Here is a 16,846-nt window from a genome sequence, read left to right on the forward strand (position 1 = left end):
CACGCAGTCGGGGATTTGGGTGCATATGCATACGATATGCGCAAAAAACCCAAAAGATAAGAGGGATGAATGGTGCCTATTGGAAAAATGAAAAAGCATAAAGAAATGTTGCAACATCCCGTTTTGCGTCCGCATTTACCCGAAACCCACTGGTTTACAGACTCGAGGACCTCGCGGATGCTGAATACCTATTCATCAGTCTTCATAAAGCCCAATCACGGGAGTGGTGGTAGCGGGATCATCCGGGTCAAGAGATTAAAGAAAGGATATGAGGTTCGCAGGGGCTCAAGGCGAAAGATTGTCAGATTCCGTTTTGTTTTAAAGGCAATCAAGTCATACCAAAAAACCAGACACATGTATTTAGTACAGAGGGGGCTGCGGTTAGCTAAGTACCACGGGTCGATTTTTGACACCAGGATTTACTTGCAGAAACCAGGGAGGAAATGGGTTATTTCCGGCGCGGCCGCCCGTGTTGCGGCACCCCATAAGTATGTTACCAATTATCATAAAGGAGGGCATGCAGCATCTTTGTATCGAGTGCTTTTCAGCCTTTTTAAGCATAACCGCACGAAAGCGGATGCCTATTACCGTAGAATCTCCGAACTATCCGTCATCATTGCCAAAACGATTAATCAACGGTATCCGATTCGTGAATTGGGGGTCGATATTGCCATAGATAAAAAAGGCCGCATTTGGATTATTGAGGCCAATTCCCATCCCGGACATATGCTATTCACTCAGCTTTCCGATCCTACTATGATCAACACAATCATGGGAAATAAGCGTCTTATTTGGAAGTAGATTATTCCTGGCACGTTATTTTTAGGGGAGAAGGAGAAGGTTCCAATGAAAAAAACAAAGCAGCTCAGAAATTTGGTGAATTCGCCAAAACTGGAGTTTATCATGGAAGCCCATAATGGTCTGTCGGCCAAAATTGTGGAGGAGGCAGGGTTTAAAGGAATTTGGGCCAGCGGGTTATCCATCTCTGCAGCGATGGGAGTAAGGGACAGCAACGAGGCCTCCTGGACGCAGGTTCTGGATGTATTGGAATTCATGAGTGATGCTACGTCCATTCCAATTTTGCTGGATGGAGATACGGGGTACGGCAACTTCAATAACGCAAGGCGGCTGGTGAAGAAGCTGGAGCAGCATTCTATTGCAGGGGTATGCATTGAAGATAAGCGGTTCCCCAAAATGAATTCGCTCATTAACGGTCAAGGGCAGGCTTTGGCTGATATCGAGGAGTTTTCCGGGAAAATAAAAGCGATGAAAGACACGCAAACCGACGAGGACTTTACCGTCGTGGCCAGAGTAGAGGCATTTATTGCCGGGAAAGGGCTTGAAGCGGCGCTGCAGCGGGCGGAGGCGTACCGGAAGGCAGGAGCCGATGCCGTTTTCATACACAGTAAAAGAACGGACGCCGCAGAGATTGAAACGTTCATGAAGGAATGGGCGGGAAGATTGCCGGTAGTAATCGTGCCTACCAAATACTATACGACTCCAACCGCCAGGTTTCAGGAGCTGGGGATTAGCCTTGTGATTTGGGCAAACCATAATTTAAGAGCATCCATTCAAGCCATGCAACATTTATCTAACCGAATTTATCGGGATGAAAGCCTTGTTCATATTGAAAAGAGTGTCGCCACCCTCGAAGAAGTATTTCGGCTTCAAGGAGTCGAGGAACTGCAAGCTGCGGAGCGGCAATACTTTCCGTCGTCAGAATCGGGTTCGGGTGGGCATGTATAATGGACACGAAATTGTTAGGAGAGGAGCTGAAGAAATTAGGATTTACCTTCTTCAGCGGTGTTCCATGCTCTTTCTTGAAGAGCTTGATTAATTATGCCATAAACGAATGCGATTATGTTGCAGCGGCTAATGAAGGGGATGCCGTCGCTATTGCATCCGGGGCTTATGTAGGGGGGAAGAAGTCGGTAGTTCTTATGCAAAATTCAGGATTAACCAATGCTGTTTCGCCATTGACCTCCCTTAATTACCCTTTTCATATCCCGCTGCTTGGATTTGTCAGCCTGCGCGGGGAACCGGGGGTATCTGACGAACCTCAACATGAACTGATGGGCCGGATCACAACACAAATGCTGGATATGATGGATATTGAATGGCAGTATCTCTCCAAAGATTTAAATGATGCAAAAAATCAGTTAATTCAGGCTAATGCACAAATTGCGCGGCATCGCTCGTTCTTTTTTGTCGTGAAGAAGGGGACTTTTGATAAAGAGCCATTGCAAAAACTGCAAACCCCCAATCATTTAAATCAGATCCGGCAGCATGTTCATGCAGACCATCCAATGCCAACACGGTATGATGCATTATCTGCGATTAACTCCATGAAAGACGGTAATACCGTACAGATAGCAACAACTGGTAAAACCGGGCGTGAGCTGTATGAAATTGAAGATGCAGCGAACAACCTGTACATGGTAGGTTCGATGGGTTGTATCAGTTCCTTTGGACTTGGTTTGGCTCTGAGCCAACCAGGCAAAGATATCGTCGTGATTGACGGAGACGGATCTCTGTTGATGCGTATGGGAAGTCTGGCAACCAATGGGTATTATCATCCGCCCAATATGGTTCATATTCTGCTTGATAATAACGCACATGAATCAACAGGCGGGCAAAGTACGGTATCCCATAATGTCGATTTTATAGACATAGCGGCTTCCTGCGGGTATGCGAAGTCGATTTATGTTCACAGTCTCGAGGAACTGAAAGCCTCTTTACAAGAGTGGAAAGTAAATAGAGGGCTTACATTTTTGTACCTGAAAATATCCAAGTATTCCAAGCATCAGCTTGCTCGTCCGCATATGAAGCCTCATGAAGTAAAAGAACGTCTGCAGCGTTTTATTCATAACGGTTCTTGGAAAGGCAAGGAGGCGGGTGATTCATGAGTCCCCTCGTTAAGAAAAACATTTTGCTTACCCCTGGTCCGGCCACAACTACCGAAAGTGTGAAATGTTCACAGGTAGTTCCGGATATTTGTCCACGCGAAGCCGAATTTGGGCAAATTATGAAGTATATTTCGACAGAGCTTACCCGGCTGGTCGCAGATCCGGATCATTATTCGACCGTATTGTTTGGCGGATCGGGTACTGCAGCGGTGGAGTCCATCATCAATTCGGTTCCAAATCACGAGGCAGTAATTATTGTCAACAATGGAGCCTATGGAAAACGGATGTGCGAGATAGCAAATGTTTATGGAGTAGATTATTTTGAATTCAAAAGTCCTCCCGATGATGCGATTGATTTGGCTGAATTGGAAAGGTATATCCAATCCTCCGCACGCGCCGTCTCCCATCTGGCCGTCGTACATCACGAGACGACAACTGGCCTGCTCAACAAGGTGAAGGATATTGGGGAATTGTGCAAAAGGTATCAAATCGACATGATCGTGGATGCCATGAGCTCATTTGCGGCTATTCCAATTCAATTGAAGGAAATGAACATTGCCTTCCTGGCGGCAAGCTCCAACAAAAACTTGCAGGGAATGGCCGGGGTTTCGTTTGTGATCGCCGAAAAAAGCAAATTGGAGAATTTGAAAGGCCAGAAACCTAGAAGCTATTATTTGGATTTGTACGCCCAATACAGCTATTTTGTGGAACATGGGCAGATGCGGTTTACTCCTCCAGTCCAAACCTTATATGCGCTTAGACAAGCGATTGAGGAATTAAAGCAGGAAGGGGTGGATCAAAGGTACGAAAGGTACGCGACATCATGGAAAACGTTGATTCACGGGTTAGCCCGCTTAGGTCTAACCTACATCATTCCCGAAGAGCATCATTCCAAAATCATTACTTCCATTCTTGAACCCCATTATGCAGGCTATGATTTTCAATCGATGCATGATTATTTCTACCGTAAAGGCATTATGATCTATCCCGGCAAACTTGAGAAACTAAATACGTTCCGGATTGCCAATATAGGTGATATCACGTATAAGGAGATGGAGTTATTTTTGGAATTGCTTGAACGCTATCTCAGTAGTATAAAATGCGGGTGAGAAAGGTGGAGTCTCATGGCATCAGCAACAAAAGATAAGTGGTACAAGTATTTATTATTGAGAAGGCATGCGTCTCTAAGATCTTATGTTCCGGAAACGAAGCTCCTGAACAGGTATCATTTTTCGGAACTTCTCTCCAAGTACAGGCATGTGATGGTGAAACCGGTGTGGGGGAGTCGTGGCCGGGGGATCTTTCAGGTCTCCCGGATAGGAAGACATAAGTACATTGTACATTACGAGAATATAAGAGTTTTAGTACGGGGTAGGACCAATACGTATCATTATATTAGAAGAAAAATCGGGAACGCCAGTTATATGGTTCAACGCAGAATTACCCGTCCGACCATCAACAATCGTCCTTTTGATATGAGAGTCATCATTCAACGGAGAACTGACTCATCTGTATGGGTAGTCACAGGAAAGGTTATCAAAGTTGCAGGCAAAGGTTATATTGTTTCCAATAATACACGGAGTAAAGGCACGTTGCTCCACTTTAAACCCGGCATCCGGCAATCTTCCATTTGGCACCTGTCTGCCCGTAAATTAGAGTCCGATATTGATCGTGTTTCCATCCGTTCTGCCAAGAGATTAAGCGCTTTTTTCCCGGGACACCGTATGTATGGACTGGACATTGCATTAGACCCAAAAGGGCGGATCGGGATTATTGAAGCCAATCTTTATCCGGCAATGTCCCATTTCCGTAAGCTGAAGGATAAAACGATGTACTACCGCATTGCGGATTACAAAAACGGCTGACATAAAATGAACTGTAACTTTTTCTTTGAACAAATTAGAATAAAGTAGTGACACGAGCGTAAAAAAGAGAGCAATAAGCCGCAGTAGTATACAGGACTGCCCTTATTGCTCTTTCATATTGCTGCGCAGATTCTTTCAGAGAGGGTGCCTGGTATGAACAAAACAGACCGTTTGCTAGCCATCGTGCTAGAATTGCAACGCAAGGATATTTTGCGAGCTGAGGATTTGGCAGCTATATTCGAAACGAGTGTAAGAACTATCTATCGGGATATACAGGCTTTGAGCGAATCGGGTGTACCGATTGTAGGCGAGCCGGGGGTTGGATATTCCCTGATGGAGGGATATTTTTTGCCTCCGGTGAGTTTTAACGTGGAAGAGGCCGTATCACTGCTAATAGGAACCGATTTTGTCGAACAGAAGTTTGATACAGAATACAGCACCAGAGCGCAAACTTCCCGCAGGAAGATTGAAGCCATTTTACCAGAGAGTGTTCGCACAGAGGTTTCCCGGGTGCGTACAACCATCAGGCTGCTCACAGGAGGGAAAGAAGTAAATCGTACGGAAAAAACATTTTTGGAAATGCTGCGTCTCGCTATATTGGAAAAACGAAAGGTGCGCTTTGGCTATTCCAAAAGAATGCCGGAGGCAGACGGGAATCGTCAAAGTGTGCGTGTGGTTGCACCCTACGGTCTTGTGCTGATGCATGGCTCCTGGGTTTTGATCGGGCAATGCGAATTACGTCAGCAGCTCCGGCACTTCCGCTTGTCCCGTATGAACGAACTGATCGTGCTGGAGGACAGGTTTCAGCTTCCTGAGGATTTTAATTTGCAGGATTACAAGCAAACCGATGACCGCCATGTATATGTTTGCATACTAGCCCATTCAGCAATTGCAGATAAAGTGAAGGAATCCGGCAATTTCTACCTGGAGGCCATGGAGGAGCGTGCAGATGGATTGCACGTACTCTTCCGCGTTAGGCAGCCGGAGGAATTACTGCAATGGATACTCGGATGGGGAGCGGACATGGTCGTACTGGAGCCTGAGTCTCTCCGGGAGCGGATACGCGCAGAAGTGGAAAAAATGTTGAAATGCTACTGACATAATGCTGTCAGTAGCATTTGTGTATAATCAAGCTACTTAAAGGGAAGGGGACTTAAATAGGATATGAATACTACTGAAACATTACAGCGTTTTGAAGAAACGGTACAACACTATCTCCTTGAATTGGACAGCTTTAGCTTGGAGCAGCTGCAATATGTACCGCAGGAAGGAGAATGGTCACTTGGGCAAATGTACCTTCATTTGGTGGATTCCGCCCTTCATATGCATCTTAAAAATATGGAGCTCTGTCTAAAGCCGGATGGAGAGATGGGGCTTAAAACCGAGACGGGTACAGCTATATTTAATCTGGGAGGGTTTCCGCCCATGCGTATCCAGGTCCCGCCATCTCCACAATACACTCCTCCGCAACCGACCAGCAAAGAAGACATTGTGGAGAGATTACACACGGTGATTCACCGCATGAGAGAGATTGAGCCCGTCCTCCGCGAATCTTCAGGGGGATATACCATTTCACACCCCCGCTTTGGTGCACTGAATGCCAGGGAGTGGTTTTTGCTTATCGAGATGCACTATCGGCACCACCTTTTGCAGAAGGAGCGTTTGAAGCGCGCAATAGCCGGTTAATGGTCTCCCGACGCAGCCCGATGAATTGCCCGATTTCCTCCTGTGTCAGCACGTCTGTCAGCGTAGCCGGTGCAATATAGGAGTGGAACCAGCGCTGAAGCTTGTGCAGCTTCTCGGCAGGTGAAACTTCGGTGAGCTGGTCGATCCGTTGCTGCATCATGCGCAGCTTCTCCTGCAGCTGCAAGGCAATGGCCCGGCATTGAGCCGGGTCTTTCTCCAGTGACTGATACCATTCCTTCTGTGATAGGACCTCAATCTCACTGGTCACCAGCGCCATCGCTGTACCATAATACGGATTGGGGCTGATCAGGGAATGATGCGGGATGATTTCATCAGGCACAATAACGTTAACTAAAATTTGCGAGCCATCTTCGTGGACTCGGATGATTTTTACCAAGCCGCTCTTTAGCCGATACAGAGGGCCGGATTCCCCTTGTCGAAACAGGGTTTCGCCTTTGTGTAATATCATGAACGTGAACAGCCTCCATTCCATGTACTACTTTTTAGATAAATCCGCCATTGACGCGGATCGTCTGCCCGGTAACCCATTGTGACTTGGCACTGACCAGGAATTCAATCACATTTGCAATATCTCCGGGTTCACCAAGACGTCCAAATGCATTCATTTTTTTCATGCCTTCGATCTGCTGCTCTGTTTTTCCTGCCTGAAAAAGCTCAGTATTTACAGGGCCCGGAGCCACGGCATTAATCGTAATTTGCTTATTCCCGAATTCTTTGGCAAGCTGGCGGGTAAATTGTTCAATAGCACCTTTGGTGCCCGCATATACACTATAGGCCGGGAACATTTGTCCAATAACGGACGTGGACAGGTTCACGATTCTTCCATAGTCCTCCATGTGCTTCATCGCCTGCTGGCAAGCAAAGAAGGTGCCTTTTACATTCAGGGCAAATTGCTTGTCAAAATCGGCCTCTGTTACATCTGCAAGCGGCTTGGTGATCATCAGTCCGGCGTTGTTAACCAGAATATCCAATCTGCCAAATGCCGCCAGGGTATTCGTGAATAATGCTTCAATATCACTTATTTTGCCCAGATCGGCGTGAAGCGCGATGGCTTTGCCGCCTTTTTGAATAATACTATCTACGACCTCCTGGGCTTTATCCGGGCTGCTGGCATAATTAATGACGACACGGGCGCCCAAATCTGCCAACTGCTCTGCGATGGCACGTCCAATACCTCTCGATGATCCGGTGACAATCGCTGTTTTTCCATCCAACTGCTTCATGACTGTTTAACCTCCTTTCCATTATATGCTTAAGAGATTCCATGTTCCAACAGCGTCCATACATTCAAAAATTCCTGATCAATGAGAGGATTCTTCCACTCGTAGGCATGAGCAGGATGATGAAAACGTGCTGTCGCATAAAAAAGGGTACGAGCCAGTTGAACGGGATGATCCGATGCGATGCCCTCCCGTGTAATGATATCAGCAAGTTGCTTGACAATGTGGTCTATATGCTGCTCGACTACATCTGCTGCTTGCTCAGTGACGCGGGTGTACATCTGGAACATTTCCTCATCATCACGGGCGTAATCATGCTTGAGTTCGACTAAAGTCTGAATATATTGCTTTAAAAGGGATGTGCTTTTTAAGGATGAATCATGGCACACCTCCGACAGCGGGGCGATAATCTTATCATTCAGCCATTTTGCGGTCACGCCTTCGAGGAGCTCGGCTTTGCTATTGAAATGTCGGTAGATGCTGCCATGACTCACACCTAATACTTTAGCAACATCAGTCACAGAGGTTTTGGCTACACCAAACCGCCTGAGTGTATCTTCTGTCGCGACAAGAATCTGTTCTTTAGTCAACACATCTAAGGTTTTTTCCATAGAGACACGACTCATTCGCCGTGTAATTCACCTCCTTGTATCAGGATAACACAAAAAAGTATCAAATGACAAAAAATAATATTTGTCACTCGACACGATCAATCAGAAAGTTGGAGAAGTTCCACTTGACCCCGTCGTAGGTATATACAATAATGCGTCATGTTAATGAATATATCGATTTATCTCTCTTGAATCAAAGGAGGTAGGTTATAGGGGGGCAGCCTCTTTTATAGCAAAGGATGGCATTCGCCGTTACCAAGATAGAATATGGATGCATATTCATGTATTGTGTGCAAAAACCCAACAGAATAGAGGGATATTCGTGCCCATTGGAAAGATGATTCAATATAGGGAAATGCAAGAACATCCCGTTTTGCGTTTTCATTTGCCGGAAACGAATTGGATTAGCAAAGCAAGAACCTTTCGCATGCTGGATGAATATCGGACGGTTTACATTAAGCCCAATTATGGAAGCGGAGGAACAGGTGTTATACGGGCAAAAAAGCTGGGGAGGAGATATGAGATTCGGTGCGGCTCTAACCGCAGAATTGTCAGATCCCACGCGGTGAGAAAAGCGATCCGAACCTATCGGAGGTCACATCGCCGCTATTTGGTACAACAAGGGCTTCGGTTGGCAAAATACCAAGGATCGATCTTTGATGTCAGAGTATACATGCAGAAGCCCGAATCAGAATGGGTCATTTCAGGAATGACCGGTCGTGTTGCCGCACCCCGAAAAGTGGTTACCAATTACCGCAAAGGAGGACATGCGGCACCATTGTCCAAAGTGCTTTTAAAGGTCTTTGAGAATGACAGGACGAAAATGAAAGAAACGCTGGATCAGATCATTGAGCTTTCCAAAATGGTTGCTGACACGATTGATAAAAATTACCCATATCGCGAGCTGGGTATTGATCTTGCCATTGAGAAAAGTGGTCAAATCTGGATTATTGAGGCCAATCCGCATCCCGGTCATAAATTGTTCAAGCAGTTACCCAATTATGGGATGGTTCGCAACATTTTGAAAAACAAACGCCGGATTCGGCATTGGGAGAAATATCATTGATGAGATCAGGAGGAAGAGAGGGAGAACACCCAAGCAAAAGCGCGGGAGTGCTCTCCGTTTTTAAGTCAATCTGTGCTCTGCACTAACATGATTTTTGACAAAGCGTTTAGGTCAGAGTGTGTCCTCCGTCCACATGGAGAACAGTTCCGGTCACAAAATGATTGTGGATTAAATAAAGCACGCCTTGTGCAACATCCTCGGGATGTCCCACTCGTTTTACAGGGAGCTTATCTGCCACCGTAGCATAGAACTGATTACGTGTATTTTCGGGCATTTTGCTGCGGGAAGGTGTATCAATAATACCGGGTGAGACGATATTCACGCGGATAGGAGCAAGCTCCAGCGCCAAGGTTTGACCAAGATTCGAAACGGCTGCATTAACAGCCCCAAGTGCTGAGGACCCAATCATCGGTTTATATGCTACTACACCGGAAAATAAGGTTATGGACCCCTGGGCTGAGAGCTTGGGTGCTCCGTATTTGGCTGCATAATATGGGCCCCAAAACTTGCTCTCGAATAGCTTGCGCGCTTGAACCGTTTCCAACTGGAGGAATGATCCACCAGATGTTTCTGCTGCGCTAATGACCAGATGATCATACTTGCCGACTTGTTCAAAAAAGGATTTTACCTGCTGCTCATCTGTCGTATCTAGCACATATGCTGCAGCCCGTGGGCCCAGCATTTCTTTGGCCTTGTGCAATTTATCTTCCGAACGGCTGGCGATAACCACTTCCGCACCAAGCGAAATGACTTGCTTGGCTGTCTCTAAACCAATACCAGAGCTTCCACCAATAATCACAATTTTTTGATTTTTCAATTCAATAACCTCCTATGTTAGCTTAATGTATTAATCATTGAATACGGCTTGTAGATGTGTATCAAGGTTAGTAATAAATTGGGGGATATTCGGGTTCTTAACAACGTCATAGCATGCAAAGCTCTTCAGAGGCTTCATGCCGAGAAATGTATGTGCAGAATGCAAATGACGGAGCGTTACTTCCAAGCTATCGCCATTAAAAAAGCGAGCTGGATCATTAAAGGCTTTTTCCGGGGCATTCCAGGTCGTTGAGAACATATATTTTTTGTCGGTTAACAAGCCGCCGCTTCCATATTCACGAGCACCCGTGAAGAATACACCGTAAGCGTAAACTTCATCCATATAAGTCTTCAATGATCCTGGAACACTGAACCAATAGATAGGCGTCTGGTAGATGACCACATCGGCCCATAGGAACTTCTCGTGTTCCTCGCTAATCGTATAGCCGTTTTGGATAGTCGTTGTTTTGATGTTGTTCTCTTTACTTAAGAGCCGCACCATATTGTCCATCAATGTTTGATTCAATTTCCCTTCGGCTGCATCATACTTTTGATGACCATTAATGATGAGTATATTTTTCATTGCTCCATCTCCTTTTCCCACTGTCTTTGTTGTCCCTGTTCCCAACGGCTAATCACCTTCTCATGTTAGAGAAAGTGTTATTTGTTACATCGATATTGTATATATATTAAATTCATTTAGGGAAGTAGTATTATTTAATTCATATAGTTTCCTTAAAGGAATTATTGTGATACTATTGGGTTAACAGATGTTTTTGGGAGGATGGTTCCTATGCACGTTCAAGAGCCAATTGAATTAACCAAAGGGATACCAGGCGAGCCATGCCCTATTGCCCAAACGCTTGATTTGATTGGTACGAAATGGACCTTTTTAATCATTCGTGACCTTCTTATCGAAGGAACATTGCGATTTAGCCAGCTTTTAAAATCTATGAAGGGGATTAGTCCCAAAACGCTTTCTCTACGCCTGAAGGAGCTTGAAGACAATGGTCTGTTGGAGAGGAAGGTTTATCCCGAGGTTCCCCCCCGTGTTGAATATTCATTAACAGAAAAAGGGAAGCGACTGGAGGGTATTTTTATTGAGCTAAAGAGATTTGGACTGGAATTAAAAGCAGATCATTGAGAGATTGTCCGAGAGGGGCTCTTAACAACAACCGTCTTCTTGCTGGGAAGGCGGTTGTTGTCATTGCAGTGTTTGTCCGCTGTCTACCGTAATAATCTGGCCTGTCATGGCTTCCTGCTCCAAGGCAAAACACACCATGCTGGCAATATCATCAGGTGTGGAAATGCACTGTAGAAGCAAATGGGGAGCCAGCTGTTTCATTTGTTCCTCTCTGCCTGCCCACCATCTGGTCGCTACCGCTCCCGGCACGATGCAATTGACCCGAATATCCGGTGCCAAAGCCCGTGCTAACGATTTCGTCAGCCCGTGAACGGCCGCTTTGGATACGGCATAGGGAAGTGAGGAGCCTAATCCCGTTTGTCCCGCTATACTTCCTAGATTGACGATAGCCCCTCGTCTATTATTCTTCATATAAGGAGCTACGGCTCTGGCACAGTAAAACATGCCTTTTACATTTACATCCCAAAGTGCATCCCATACTTCCTCGGTGGCTGCTTCCAAATCATCCATAGGAATATGCTGTGTAATACTGGCGTTATTCACGAGCAGATCAACCGTTCCAAATTGCTGAACAATCTGATCGACCATGTTTCGAACTTCCTTGTCCTGGGAAACATCCGCCTGAAGTGCGACAGCACGTCCACCTTGTTCAAGGATCGTACGCACCGTTTCCTCCGCATCGTGTTTAGAGCGGGAGTAGTTGACGATTACCGTCGCTTTTCGATGTGCCAACGCCAGACTGATGGCTCTCCCGATCCCTGTACCTCCACCCGTAACCAGTGCTATCGTTTGTTGTAAATCCATTTCTAAACACTCCTTATTTATTCTGATATTTATCATTGTAGAGGATGCACTGAATTCTGTATAATTGAATTAATCGAACAAATGATTCAATAAAATTGAATGCCTATAAGGAGTATGCGTATGGATACTAGAACGCTGAAAACATTTCAAATGATTGTGAATCACGGTAGCTTTATTCGTGCAGCGGAAGAGATGAAATACGCACAATCTACAGTGACGATGCAAATGCAGAAGCTCGAAGCCGATATGGGAGTTCAACTGATTGAACGGGGCAAGAAAATAAAGCTAACCGAAGCGGGCAGGATGTTGTACGAGCAGAGCCTGCATATTGTACAGGACATGGAGCAATTACAAAAAAACATGGAGGAGCTGCAAATGGGGACCGCAGGTCACATTCGTATTGGAGTGACCGAACCGACCGCCAGTTATCGGCTACCGAGAATTTTAAAACGATTCTTATCGAATTACCCGAACATTCGCATTTCGGTTGAGTTTGGGAATACCCCCACGCTAAGCGAGCGTATACTCCACGGGGATATAGATGTGGCGCTATGTTCCGCACCGGATTTGGGCACAGCACTTTATTTTGAACCTTTATTTAAGGAGAATTTTGTGGTTTTGATGCCTGAACATCATCCGCTTGCAGAAAAGGAATGCATTGGACCAGCGGATTTGCAAGGCCATCGCTTGCTTATTACATCGACCATCTGTCCTTATCGTCGCAAGCTTGAAATGGTCATGAAGGAATATGGAATAACCACGTTAGACACGATGGAAATTGGCAGCATGACGGCTCTGAAATCTTATGTGGAAAGCGATTTGGGAATAGCTCTTGTGCCGCAAATTCTGGTCTGCCCTGTCCCGGAAGGGACAGCGGTGAGGGAATTAAGTGGAAGCCTGATCGATATGACCTTCGGAATCCTTTGTAAAGCATCAGAGGCGCCGCTAAAGCTGGCGAGCTCAAGACTGTACGCCACGTTGAAACAGGAGCTTGGGGAAATATCCCCCATCGTGTACACTTCCAGCTCAGGTCCGCCTGAATGCTAATAATTGCTTGCAGGCAACCATTCCAATCGCATCACCTGATTTTACACTGAACTTTCGGGAATAGAATGGGTTTGCCCCTTGTGCTCATAATTAAAATTTGGGACAATAACGAAGTGCCTGAATAGCGCAGAAAGCTTAAACATGCTATGATGCAATGATAGTTGAGACGAATGGCGATGGCTTTGATTTATATAGAGGAATACGAAATTTTAAGTTTTGAAAAGAGGATCAAACATGAAAAAGGAATCCATTTATGGATTAACGCTGGATCAATTGGCAGCATGGCTCATGGAGCATGGCCATAAGAAATCTCGCGCGTTGCAGGTGTGGGATGCGTTGTATCGGAAGCGGGTCACTGACTTTGCAGCGATGACAGAGGTTCATGAGAACTGTACTCGTCTGCTGGAAGAGTATTTTTCCATAGAAATATTGGAAGAGCATGTGAAGCAGCAGTCGGCGGACGGGACGGTCAAGTTTTTGTTCCGGCTGCAGGATGGAAACTTGATTGAGACTGTATTGATGCGGCATAAGTTTGGACTGTCTGTATGTGTGACGACGCAGGTAGGCTGTAATATTGGATGCAGCTTCTGTGCTAGTGGACTGCTGAAGAAGAGCCGTGACCTGTCCAGCAGTGAAATTGTAGGGCAAATTATGAAGGTGCAGCTGTATCTGGATCAGGAGCGTCCGGGCGACCAGGTCAGCCATGTCGTTGTCATGGGGATTGGCGAGCCGTTTGATAACTTTGTGAATCTGTCCGATTTCATTCGGGTCATTAAGGATCACAAAGGACTGGCGATTGGCCCTCGGCATATTACCGTCTCTACCAGTGGGCTGGCCGATAAAATCATTGAATTTGCAGATTCCGATCTGCATGTCAATTTGGCGATTTCCCTTCATGCGCCTAATAATGAGCTTCGCACCCGTATTATGAAGATCAACCGGGCGATTCCGATGGAGAAGCTTATGCAGGCGATTGACTATTATCTGGACAAAACGAATCGTCGCATTACGCTCGAATACATTTTGTTAAAGGATGTTAATGACGGCAAGGAGCACGCGCTGGAGCTGGCTGAGCTGGTAGGCCATCGCCGCAATCTGGCGAACGTGAACCTGATTCCGTATAATCCGGTGGATGAGCACAGCCAATACCAGCGGAGCGAGCCTGAATCCATTACCGGCTTCTATGATGTATTGAAAAAGCAGGGCATTAGCTGTAGCGTTCGGCTAGAGCACGGGGCCGACATTGACGCGGCCTGCGGACAGCTTCGCAGCAAGCAAATCCGCAAGGATGCCCAAGGCAGCCGCAATTTGGAACGCGAAGCAATTAGTTAAATGCGCAAGCGTACTCTCTTACAGGAGTACGCTTTTTTTGCATACGAATTTAAGGGCAAAACATCATCTGCAAATGTGAAAATAGTCACGTAATAGTTGCCGCTTTTACGTTATAGTGAATGGTTAGTGGAGGGGTTATATGGCTAACGTAATTTCGAATGTGGCACTCATTCCGGGCATCTATGTGATAAAAGTAGAGGGGAATTTCAGGGGGCAAATGGGGCAGTTCTACATGCTGCGCAGCGGGACGAATTATCCACTGTTACCCAGACCTATTAGCATTTATGATATCGGGGAAGATCATATTTCCTTTTTATACCGGGTTGTTGGAGAGGGGACAAGCCTGTTTTCCCGGCTACAGCCGGGGCAGGAGATTCAACTGGAAGGGCCGTTCGGCAACGGTTTTCCCCAGGTAGAAGGGAGCCTGGCTTTAATTGGCGGCGGCATGGGGACGGCCCCATTGCTGCTGGCTGCCAAGCATTACCCGCATGCGCACGTTTATCTGGGGTTTGCCCAGCAAGCCTTCGGGGTCGAGGCCTTCGAGGCTGTCGCAGCATCGGTGCAGGTCAAGGTCGGAGGAAGCATCGTCGAGCAGGTCGATCCGAATCTTTATGCGAATATGTTCTCCTGCGGGCCGACCCCCATGCTACAAGCGCTCGCGATGAAAACGGTGGGGACATCCTCCAGTTTATATATTTCAACAGAAAGGCACATGGCCTGTGGTATCGGCGCATGTTTGGGCTGTACGATGCGTACTCGTAAAGGTAATCGCAGGGTGTGTAAGGAAGGGCCTGTATTCCCGGTAGAGGAGGTGGAGTTTGATGATCTCCATGGCGTGTAATATTGCGGGTGTACCGTTCAAGAACCCGATCATTATGGCTTCCGGTACGTTTGGGTTCGGACGAGAATATGCGGAATTTTATTCTCCCGAACTGCTGGGCGGCATTGTCGGCAAGGGGCTAACCCTTCATCCAAAGGCCGGTAATCCGGGATCGCGGGTACACGAGACGGCATCCGGCATGCTTAATAGCGTGGGGTTGGAGAATCCGGGTGTAGCCGCTTTTTTGAAGGATGAGCTGGATGAAATGACTCGCTGGAACACGGCTGTTATTGCCAACGTGGGCGGCTCCAATCTGGAGGAATACGTTCAGGCGGTGGCTATGATTACGGAAAACGCGCAAAAACGCCGCACCATGAATCGCCGTGGTGTCGATATGCTGGAATTGAATATTTCTTGCCCTAACGTCAAGCAGGGCGGGATGCAATTCGGCATTCAGACGGAGGTGGCGCGTGAGGTCGTGCGGCAGGTGCGCAACGTAACCGCGCTCCCGCTGGTCGTCAAGCTGTCTCCCAATGCAGAGAACATTACGCAAATGGCGGTGATGTGCGAGGAAGAAGGGGCAGACGGGATTTCGCTGATCAATACATTTTCTGCGATGAAAATTGATATACGTCGGCGCCGCAGTGTTTTCGCGAATACGTATGCAGGTCTTTCCGGCCCGGCAATCAAGCCGATTGCCTTGCGCATGGTTCATCAGGTGGCTCAGGCCGTGTCGATTCCGGTGATCGGAATGGGCGGAATCAGTTCGGTGGAGGATATTATTGAATTCACCATGGCAGGAGCTGCGGCGGTTCAGGTGGGAACGTACAATTTTGTCCATTTGTATGCCGGGGCTGAACTGGTACACGGGCTTGAGCAATGGATGCAGCAGGAAAAGGTGCAGTCATTGGATGAGATACGAGGAATCCTGTAAATTTCGTATGTTTGCATAAACTTAAGCATACAAAGCCGACTTGTCTTTCTAGGCAAGCCGGTTTTGTATTTTATTTTACCGAAACAGCCAAGCTTAATTAGTGGTTAATATCGCACTTGTTCAAGATGAATGAAATTTGATTTTCCAGCCGATGAATGGCTTCCTTGGATGCTTGGTCGTGTGCACCTTGTTCCTGAAGCGCAGCGAGTTCCTGCTTGAGCTGATGAAGATCCTGTCCTGCATTGGCGCAGTTGTAATTGCTCTCGAGATTGTCAATCATCCGATTGTCCTCCATTTCGTTAGGTATACGTCCTTATTATGGAGAATTGATTCTTCCTTATTCAGTATATTGTTTTATTTCAGATAAAGGCTGCGTTTGTTGTCGTTGGAGGTTTTTTTAGAGCTTGCAGATTAAGAAGGAATTTGTCAAACGATGTCGAATATCAAGGAATTATAGGAGCAGGAGCAGAAGCAGAAGCAGAAGCAGAAGACATGCTCTTCTTCCCAATGGAGAGCTTGAGAAAGAAGCTAGGTGATGGGGTTGCAGTTCACATGTAAGTCGAAACCGAGACGG

General features: G+C 46.6%; 21 protein-coding genes. 14 read left to right on the forward strand and 7 right to left on the reverse strand.

Annotation, left to right across the window (positions count from 1 at the left end; all coding sequences use genetic code 11):
- The first annotated feature begins 72 nt into the window (after positions 1 to 72).
- The 7 genes from JO375_RS08760 to JO375_RS08790 all read left to right on the forward strand — a co-directional run bounded on the left by JO375_RS08760 (position 73) and on the right by JO375_RS08790 (position 6,457).
- Positions 73 to 801 carry a YheC/YheD family protein gene (locus tag JO375_RS08760; RefSeq protein ID WP_229524104.1) on the forward strand — a complete coding sequence of 243 codons (729 nt, stop codon included), beginning with the start codon at positions 73 to 75 and terminating at the stop codon, positions 799 to 801.
- Between the two features lie 45 nt (positions 802 to 846).
- The gene (aepX, locus tag JO375_RS08765) at positions 847 to 1,746 is read left to right on the forward strand and encodes a phosphoenolpyruvate mutase (protein ID WP_229524105.1); all 900 of its coding nucleotides are present in this window, start codon (positions 847 to 849) and stop codon (positions 1,744 to 1,746) included.
- Positions 1,746 to 2,906: a phosphonopyruvate decarboxylase gene (gene aepY, locus JO375_RS08770; RefSeq protein ID WP_229524106.1), complete on the forward strand. Its 1,161-nt coding sequence runs from the start codon at positions 1,746 to 1,748 to the stop codon at positions 2,904 to 2,906. Before aepX ends, aepY begins: the two co-directional genes overlap by 1 nt.
- Positions 2,903 to 4,015 carry a 2-aminoethylphosphonate aminotransferase gene (locus tag JO375_RS08775; protein WP_229524107.1) on the forward strand — a complete coding sequence of 371 codons (1,113 nt, stop codon included), beginning with the start codon at positions 2,903 to 2,905 and terminating at the stop codon, positions 4,013 to 4,015. The genes aepY and JO375_RS08775 overlap by 4 nt, the downstream gene beginning before the upstream one ends.
- A gap of 15 nt (positions 4,016 to 4,030) precedes the next feature.
- Entirely contained in the window at positions 4,031 to 4,771 is a 741-nt protein-coding gene (locus JO375_RS08780) for a YheC/YheD family protein (protein ID WP_229524108.1), read from the forward strand.
- A 153-nt stretch (positions 4,772 to 4,924) separates the two neighbouring features.
- Positions 4,925 to 5,869 (forward strand): helix-turn-helix transcriptional regulator, encoded by a 945-nt coding sequence (locus JO375_RS08785; protein WP_229524109.1) that lies wholly within the window; start codon positions 4,925 to 4,927, stop codon positions 5,867 to 5,869.
- Positions 5,870 to 5,935: 66 nt separating this feature from the next.
- Positions 5,936 to 6,457 (forward strand): DinB family protein, encoded by a 522-nt coding sequence (locus JO375_RS08790; RefSeq protein ID WP_229524110.1) that lies wholly within the window; start codon positions 5,936 to 5,938, stop codon positions 6,455 to 6,457.
- On the opposite strand, the gene JO375_RS08795 is transcribed toward JO375_RS08790, so the two are convergent.
- Genes JO375_RS08795 through JO375_RS08805 form a run of 3 tightly spaced genes read right to left on the reverse strand, consistent with a single transcriptional unit; the run spans position 6,390 to position 8,309 of the window.
- Positions 6,390 to 6,926 carry a Crp/Fnr family transcriptional regulator gene (locus JO375_RS08795; RefSeq protein WP_229524111.1) on the reverse strand — a complete coding sequence of 179 codons (537 nt, stop codon included), beginning with the start codon at positions 6,924 to 6,926 and terminating at the stop codon, positions 6,390 to 6,392. The two genes, JO375_RS08790 and JO375_RS08795, sit on opposite strands and share 68 nt — an antisense overlap.
- A gap of 34 nt (positions 6,927 to 6,960) precedes the next feature.
- On the reverse strand, positions 6,961 to 7,701 hold the full coding sequence (locus JO375_RS08800; protein WP_229524112.1) for an SDR family oxidoreductase: 741 nt from the start codon (positions 7,699 to 7,701) through the stop codon (positions 6,961 to 6,963).
- Between the two features lie 29 nt (positions 7,702 to 7,730).
- A complete protein-coding gene (locus JO375_RS08805) occupies positions 7,731 to 8,309 on the reverse strand; it encodes a TetR/AcrR family transcriptional regulator (RefSeq protein ID WP_229524113.1) in 579 nt (192 codons plus the stop codon).
- A gap of 271 nt (positions 8,310 to 8,580) precedes the next feature.
- Here JO375_RS08805 and JO375_RS08810 point away from each other — a divergent pair, with 271 nt between their 5' ends.
- Positions 8,581 to 9,375, forward strand: coding sequence for a YheC/YheD family protein (locus JO375_RS08810; protein ID WP_229524114.1), 795 nt, complete (start codon positions 8,581 to 8,583; stop codon positions 9,373 to 9,375).
- Between the two features lie 106 nt (positions 9,376 to 9,481).
- Here JO375_RS08810 and JO375_RS08815 read toward each other — a convergent pair whose 3' ends face one another.
- The gene (locus JO375_RS08815; protein ID WP_229524115.1) at positions 9,482 to 10,192 is read right to left on the reverse strand and encodes an SDR family oxidoreductase; all 711 of its coding nucleotides are present in this window, start codon (positions 10,190 to 10,192) and stop codon (positions 9,482 to 9,484) included.
- Positions 10,193 to 10,222: 30 nt separating this feature from the next.
- Complete coding sequence (locus JO375_RS08820; protein WP_229524116.1) at positions 10,223 to 10,774, reverse strand: NAD(P)H-dependent oxidoreductase; 552 nt, start codon at positions 10,772 to 10,774, stop codon at positions 10,223 to 10,225.
- A gap of 210 nt (positions 10,775 to 10,984) precedes the next feature.
- Between JO375_RS08820 and JO375_RS08825 the strand changes: the two genes are divergently transcribed.
- Positions 10,985 to 11,335: a winged helix-turn-helix transcriptional regulator gene (locus JO375_RS08825; protein WP_229524117.1), complete on the forward strand. Its 351-nt coding sequence runs from the start codon at positions 10,985 to 10,987 to the stop codon at positions 11,333 to 11,335.
- 60 nt (positions 11,336 to 11,395) lie between these two features.
- Here the strand turns inward: JO375_RS08825 and JO375_RS08830 are convergent, their stop codons facing one another.
- A complete protein-coding gene (locus JO375_RS08830) occupies positions 11,396 to 12,139 on the reverse strand; it encodes an SDR family NAD(P)-dependent oxidoreductase (RefSeq protein WP_229524118.1) in 744 nt (247 codons plus the stop codon).
- Positions 12,140 to 12,259: 120 nt separating this feature from the next.
- Between JO375_RS08830 and JO375_RS08835 the strand changes: the two genes are divergently transcribed.
- The 4 genes from JO375_RS08835 to JO375_RS08850 all read left to right on the forward strand — a co-directional run bounded on the left by JO375_RS08835 (position 12,260) and on the right by JO375_RS08850 (position 16,272).
- Positions 12,260 to 13,186: a LysR family transcriptional regulator gene (locus JO375_RS08835; RefSeq protein ID WP_229524119.1), complete on the forward strand. Its 927-nt coding sequence runs from the start codon at positions 12,260 to 12,262 to the stop codon at positions 13,184 to 13,186.
- 234 nt (positions 13,187 to 13,420) lie between these two features.
- Entirely contained in the window at positions 13,421 to 14,518 is a 1,098-nt protein-coding gene (gene rlmN, locus JO375_RS08840; RefSeq protein WP_229524120.1) for a 23S rRNA (adenine(2503)-C(2))-methyltransferase RlmN, read from the forward strand.
- A 139-nt stretch (positions 14,519 to 14,657) separates the two neighbouring features.
- The gene (locus tag JO375_RS08845; protein WP_229524121.1) at positions 14,658 to 15,359 is read left to right on the forward strand and encodes a dihydroorotate dehydrogenase electron transfer subunit; all 702 of its coding nucleotides are present in this window, start codon (positions 14,658 to 14,660) and stop codon (positions 15,357 to 15,359) included.
- The gene (locus tag JO375_RS08850) at positions 15,340 to 16,272 is read left to right on the forward strand and encodes a dihydroorotate dehydrogenase (RefSeq protein ID WP_229524122.1); all 933 of its coding nucleotides are present in this window, start codon (positions 15,340 to 15,342) and stop codon (positions 16,270 to 16,272) included. Before JO375_RS08845 ends, JO375_RS08850 begins: the two co-directional genes overlap by 20 nt.
- A gap of 97 nt (positions 16,273 to 16,369) precedes the next feature.
- Here the strand turns inward: JO375_RS08850 and JO375_RS08855 are convergent, their stop codons facing one another.
- The gene (locus tag JO375_RS08855) at positions 16,370 to 16,552 is read right to left on the reverse strand and encodes a DUF2524 domain-containing protein (protein ID WP_229524123.1); all 183 of its coding nucleotides are present in this window, start codon (positions 16,550 to 16,552) and stop codon (positions 16,370 to 16,372) included.
- 143 nt (positions 16,553 to 16,695) lie between these two features.
- Here JO375_RS08855 and JO375_RS24505 point away from each other — a divergent pair, with 143 nt between their 5' ends.
- On the forward strand, positions 16,696 to 16,830 hold the full coding sequence (locus JO375_RS24505; RefSeq protein ID WP_267497677.1) for a hypothetical protein: 135 nt from the start codon (positions 16,696 to 16,698) through the stop codon (positions 16,828 to 16,830).
- The last annotated feature ends 16 nt before the right edge of the window (positions 16,831 to 16,846 follow it).

Origin of the sequence: Paenibacillus farraposensis (assembly GCF_020736845.1) — a bacterium.
GTDB lineage: Bacteria > Bacillota > Bacilli > Paenibacillales > Paenibacillaceae > Paenibacillus > Paenibacillus farraposensis.

Coding starts and splice junctions, on each gene's coding strand:
- JO375_RS08790 (WP_229524110.1), top strand. CDS start 5,936: ATGAATACTACTGAAACATTACAGCGTTTTGAAGAAACGGTACAACAC.
- rlmN (WP_229524120.1), top strand. CDS start 13,421: ATGAAAAAGGAATCCATTTATGGATTAACGCTGGATCAATTGGCAGCA.
- JO375_RS08825 (WP_229524117.1), top strand. CDS start 10,985: ATGCACGTTCAAGAGCCAATTGAATTAACCAAAGGGATACCAGGCGAG.
- JO375_RS08850 (WP_229524122.1), top strand. CDS start 15,340: ATGATCTCCATGGCGTGTAATATTGCGGGTGTACCGTTCAAGAACCCG.
- JO375_RS08805 (WP_229524113.1), bottom strand. CDS start 8,309: ATGGAAAAAACCTTAGATGTGTTGACTAAAGAACAGATTCTTGTCGCG.
- JO375_RS08800 (WP_229524112.1), bottom strand. CDS start 7,701: ATGAAGCAGTTGGATGGAAAAACAGCGATTGTCACCGGATCATCGAGA.
- JO375_RS08775 (WP_229524107.1), top strand. CDS start 2,903: ATGAGTCCCCTCGTTAAGAAAAACATTTTGCTTACCCCTGGTCCGGCC.
- aepY (WP_229524106.1), top strand. CDS start 1,746: ATGGACACGAAATTGTTAGGAGAGGAGCTGAAGAAATTAGGATTTACC.
- JO375_RS08835 (WP_229524119.1), top strand. CDS start 12,260: ATGGATACTAGAACGCTGAAAACATTTCAAATGATTGTGAATCACGGT.
- JO375_RS08810 (WP_229524114.1), top strand. CDS start 8,581: ATGCATATTCATGTATTGTGTGCAAAAACCCAACAGAATAGAGGGATA.
- JO375_RS08845 (WP_229524121.1), top strand. CDS start 14,658: ATGGCTAACGTAATTTCGAATGTGGCACTCATTCCGGGCATCTATGTG.
- JO375_RS08855 (WP_229524123.1), bottom strand. CDS start 16,552: ATGATTGACAATCTCGAGAGCAATTACAACTGCGCCAATGCAGGACAG.
- JO375_RS08795 (WP_229524111.1), bottom strand. CDS start 6,926: ATGATATTACACAAAGGCGAAACCCTGTTTCGACAAGGGGAATCCGGC.
- JO375_RS08780 (WP_229524108.1), top strand. CDS start 4,031: ATGGCATCAGCAACAAAAGATAAGTGGTACAAGTATTTATTATTGAGA.
- JO375_RS08830 (WP_229524118.1), bottom strand. CDS start 12,139: ATGGATTTACAACAAACGATAGCACTGGTTACGGGTGGAGGTACAGGG.
- aepX (WP_229524105.1), top strand. CDS start 847: ATGAAAAAAACAAAGCAGCTCAGAAATTTGGTGAATTCGCCAAAACTG.
- JO375_RS08785 (WP_229524109.1), top strand. CDS start 4,925: ATGAACAAAACAGACCGTTTGCTAGCCATCGTGCTAGAATTGCAACGC.
- JO375_RS08820 (WP_229524116.1), bottom strand. CDS start 10,774: ATGAAAAATATACTCATCATTAATGGTCATCAAAAGTATGATGCAGCC.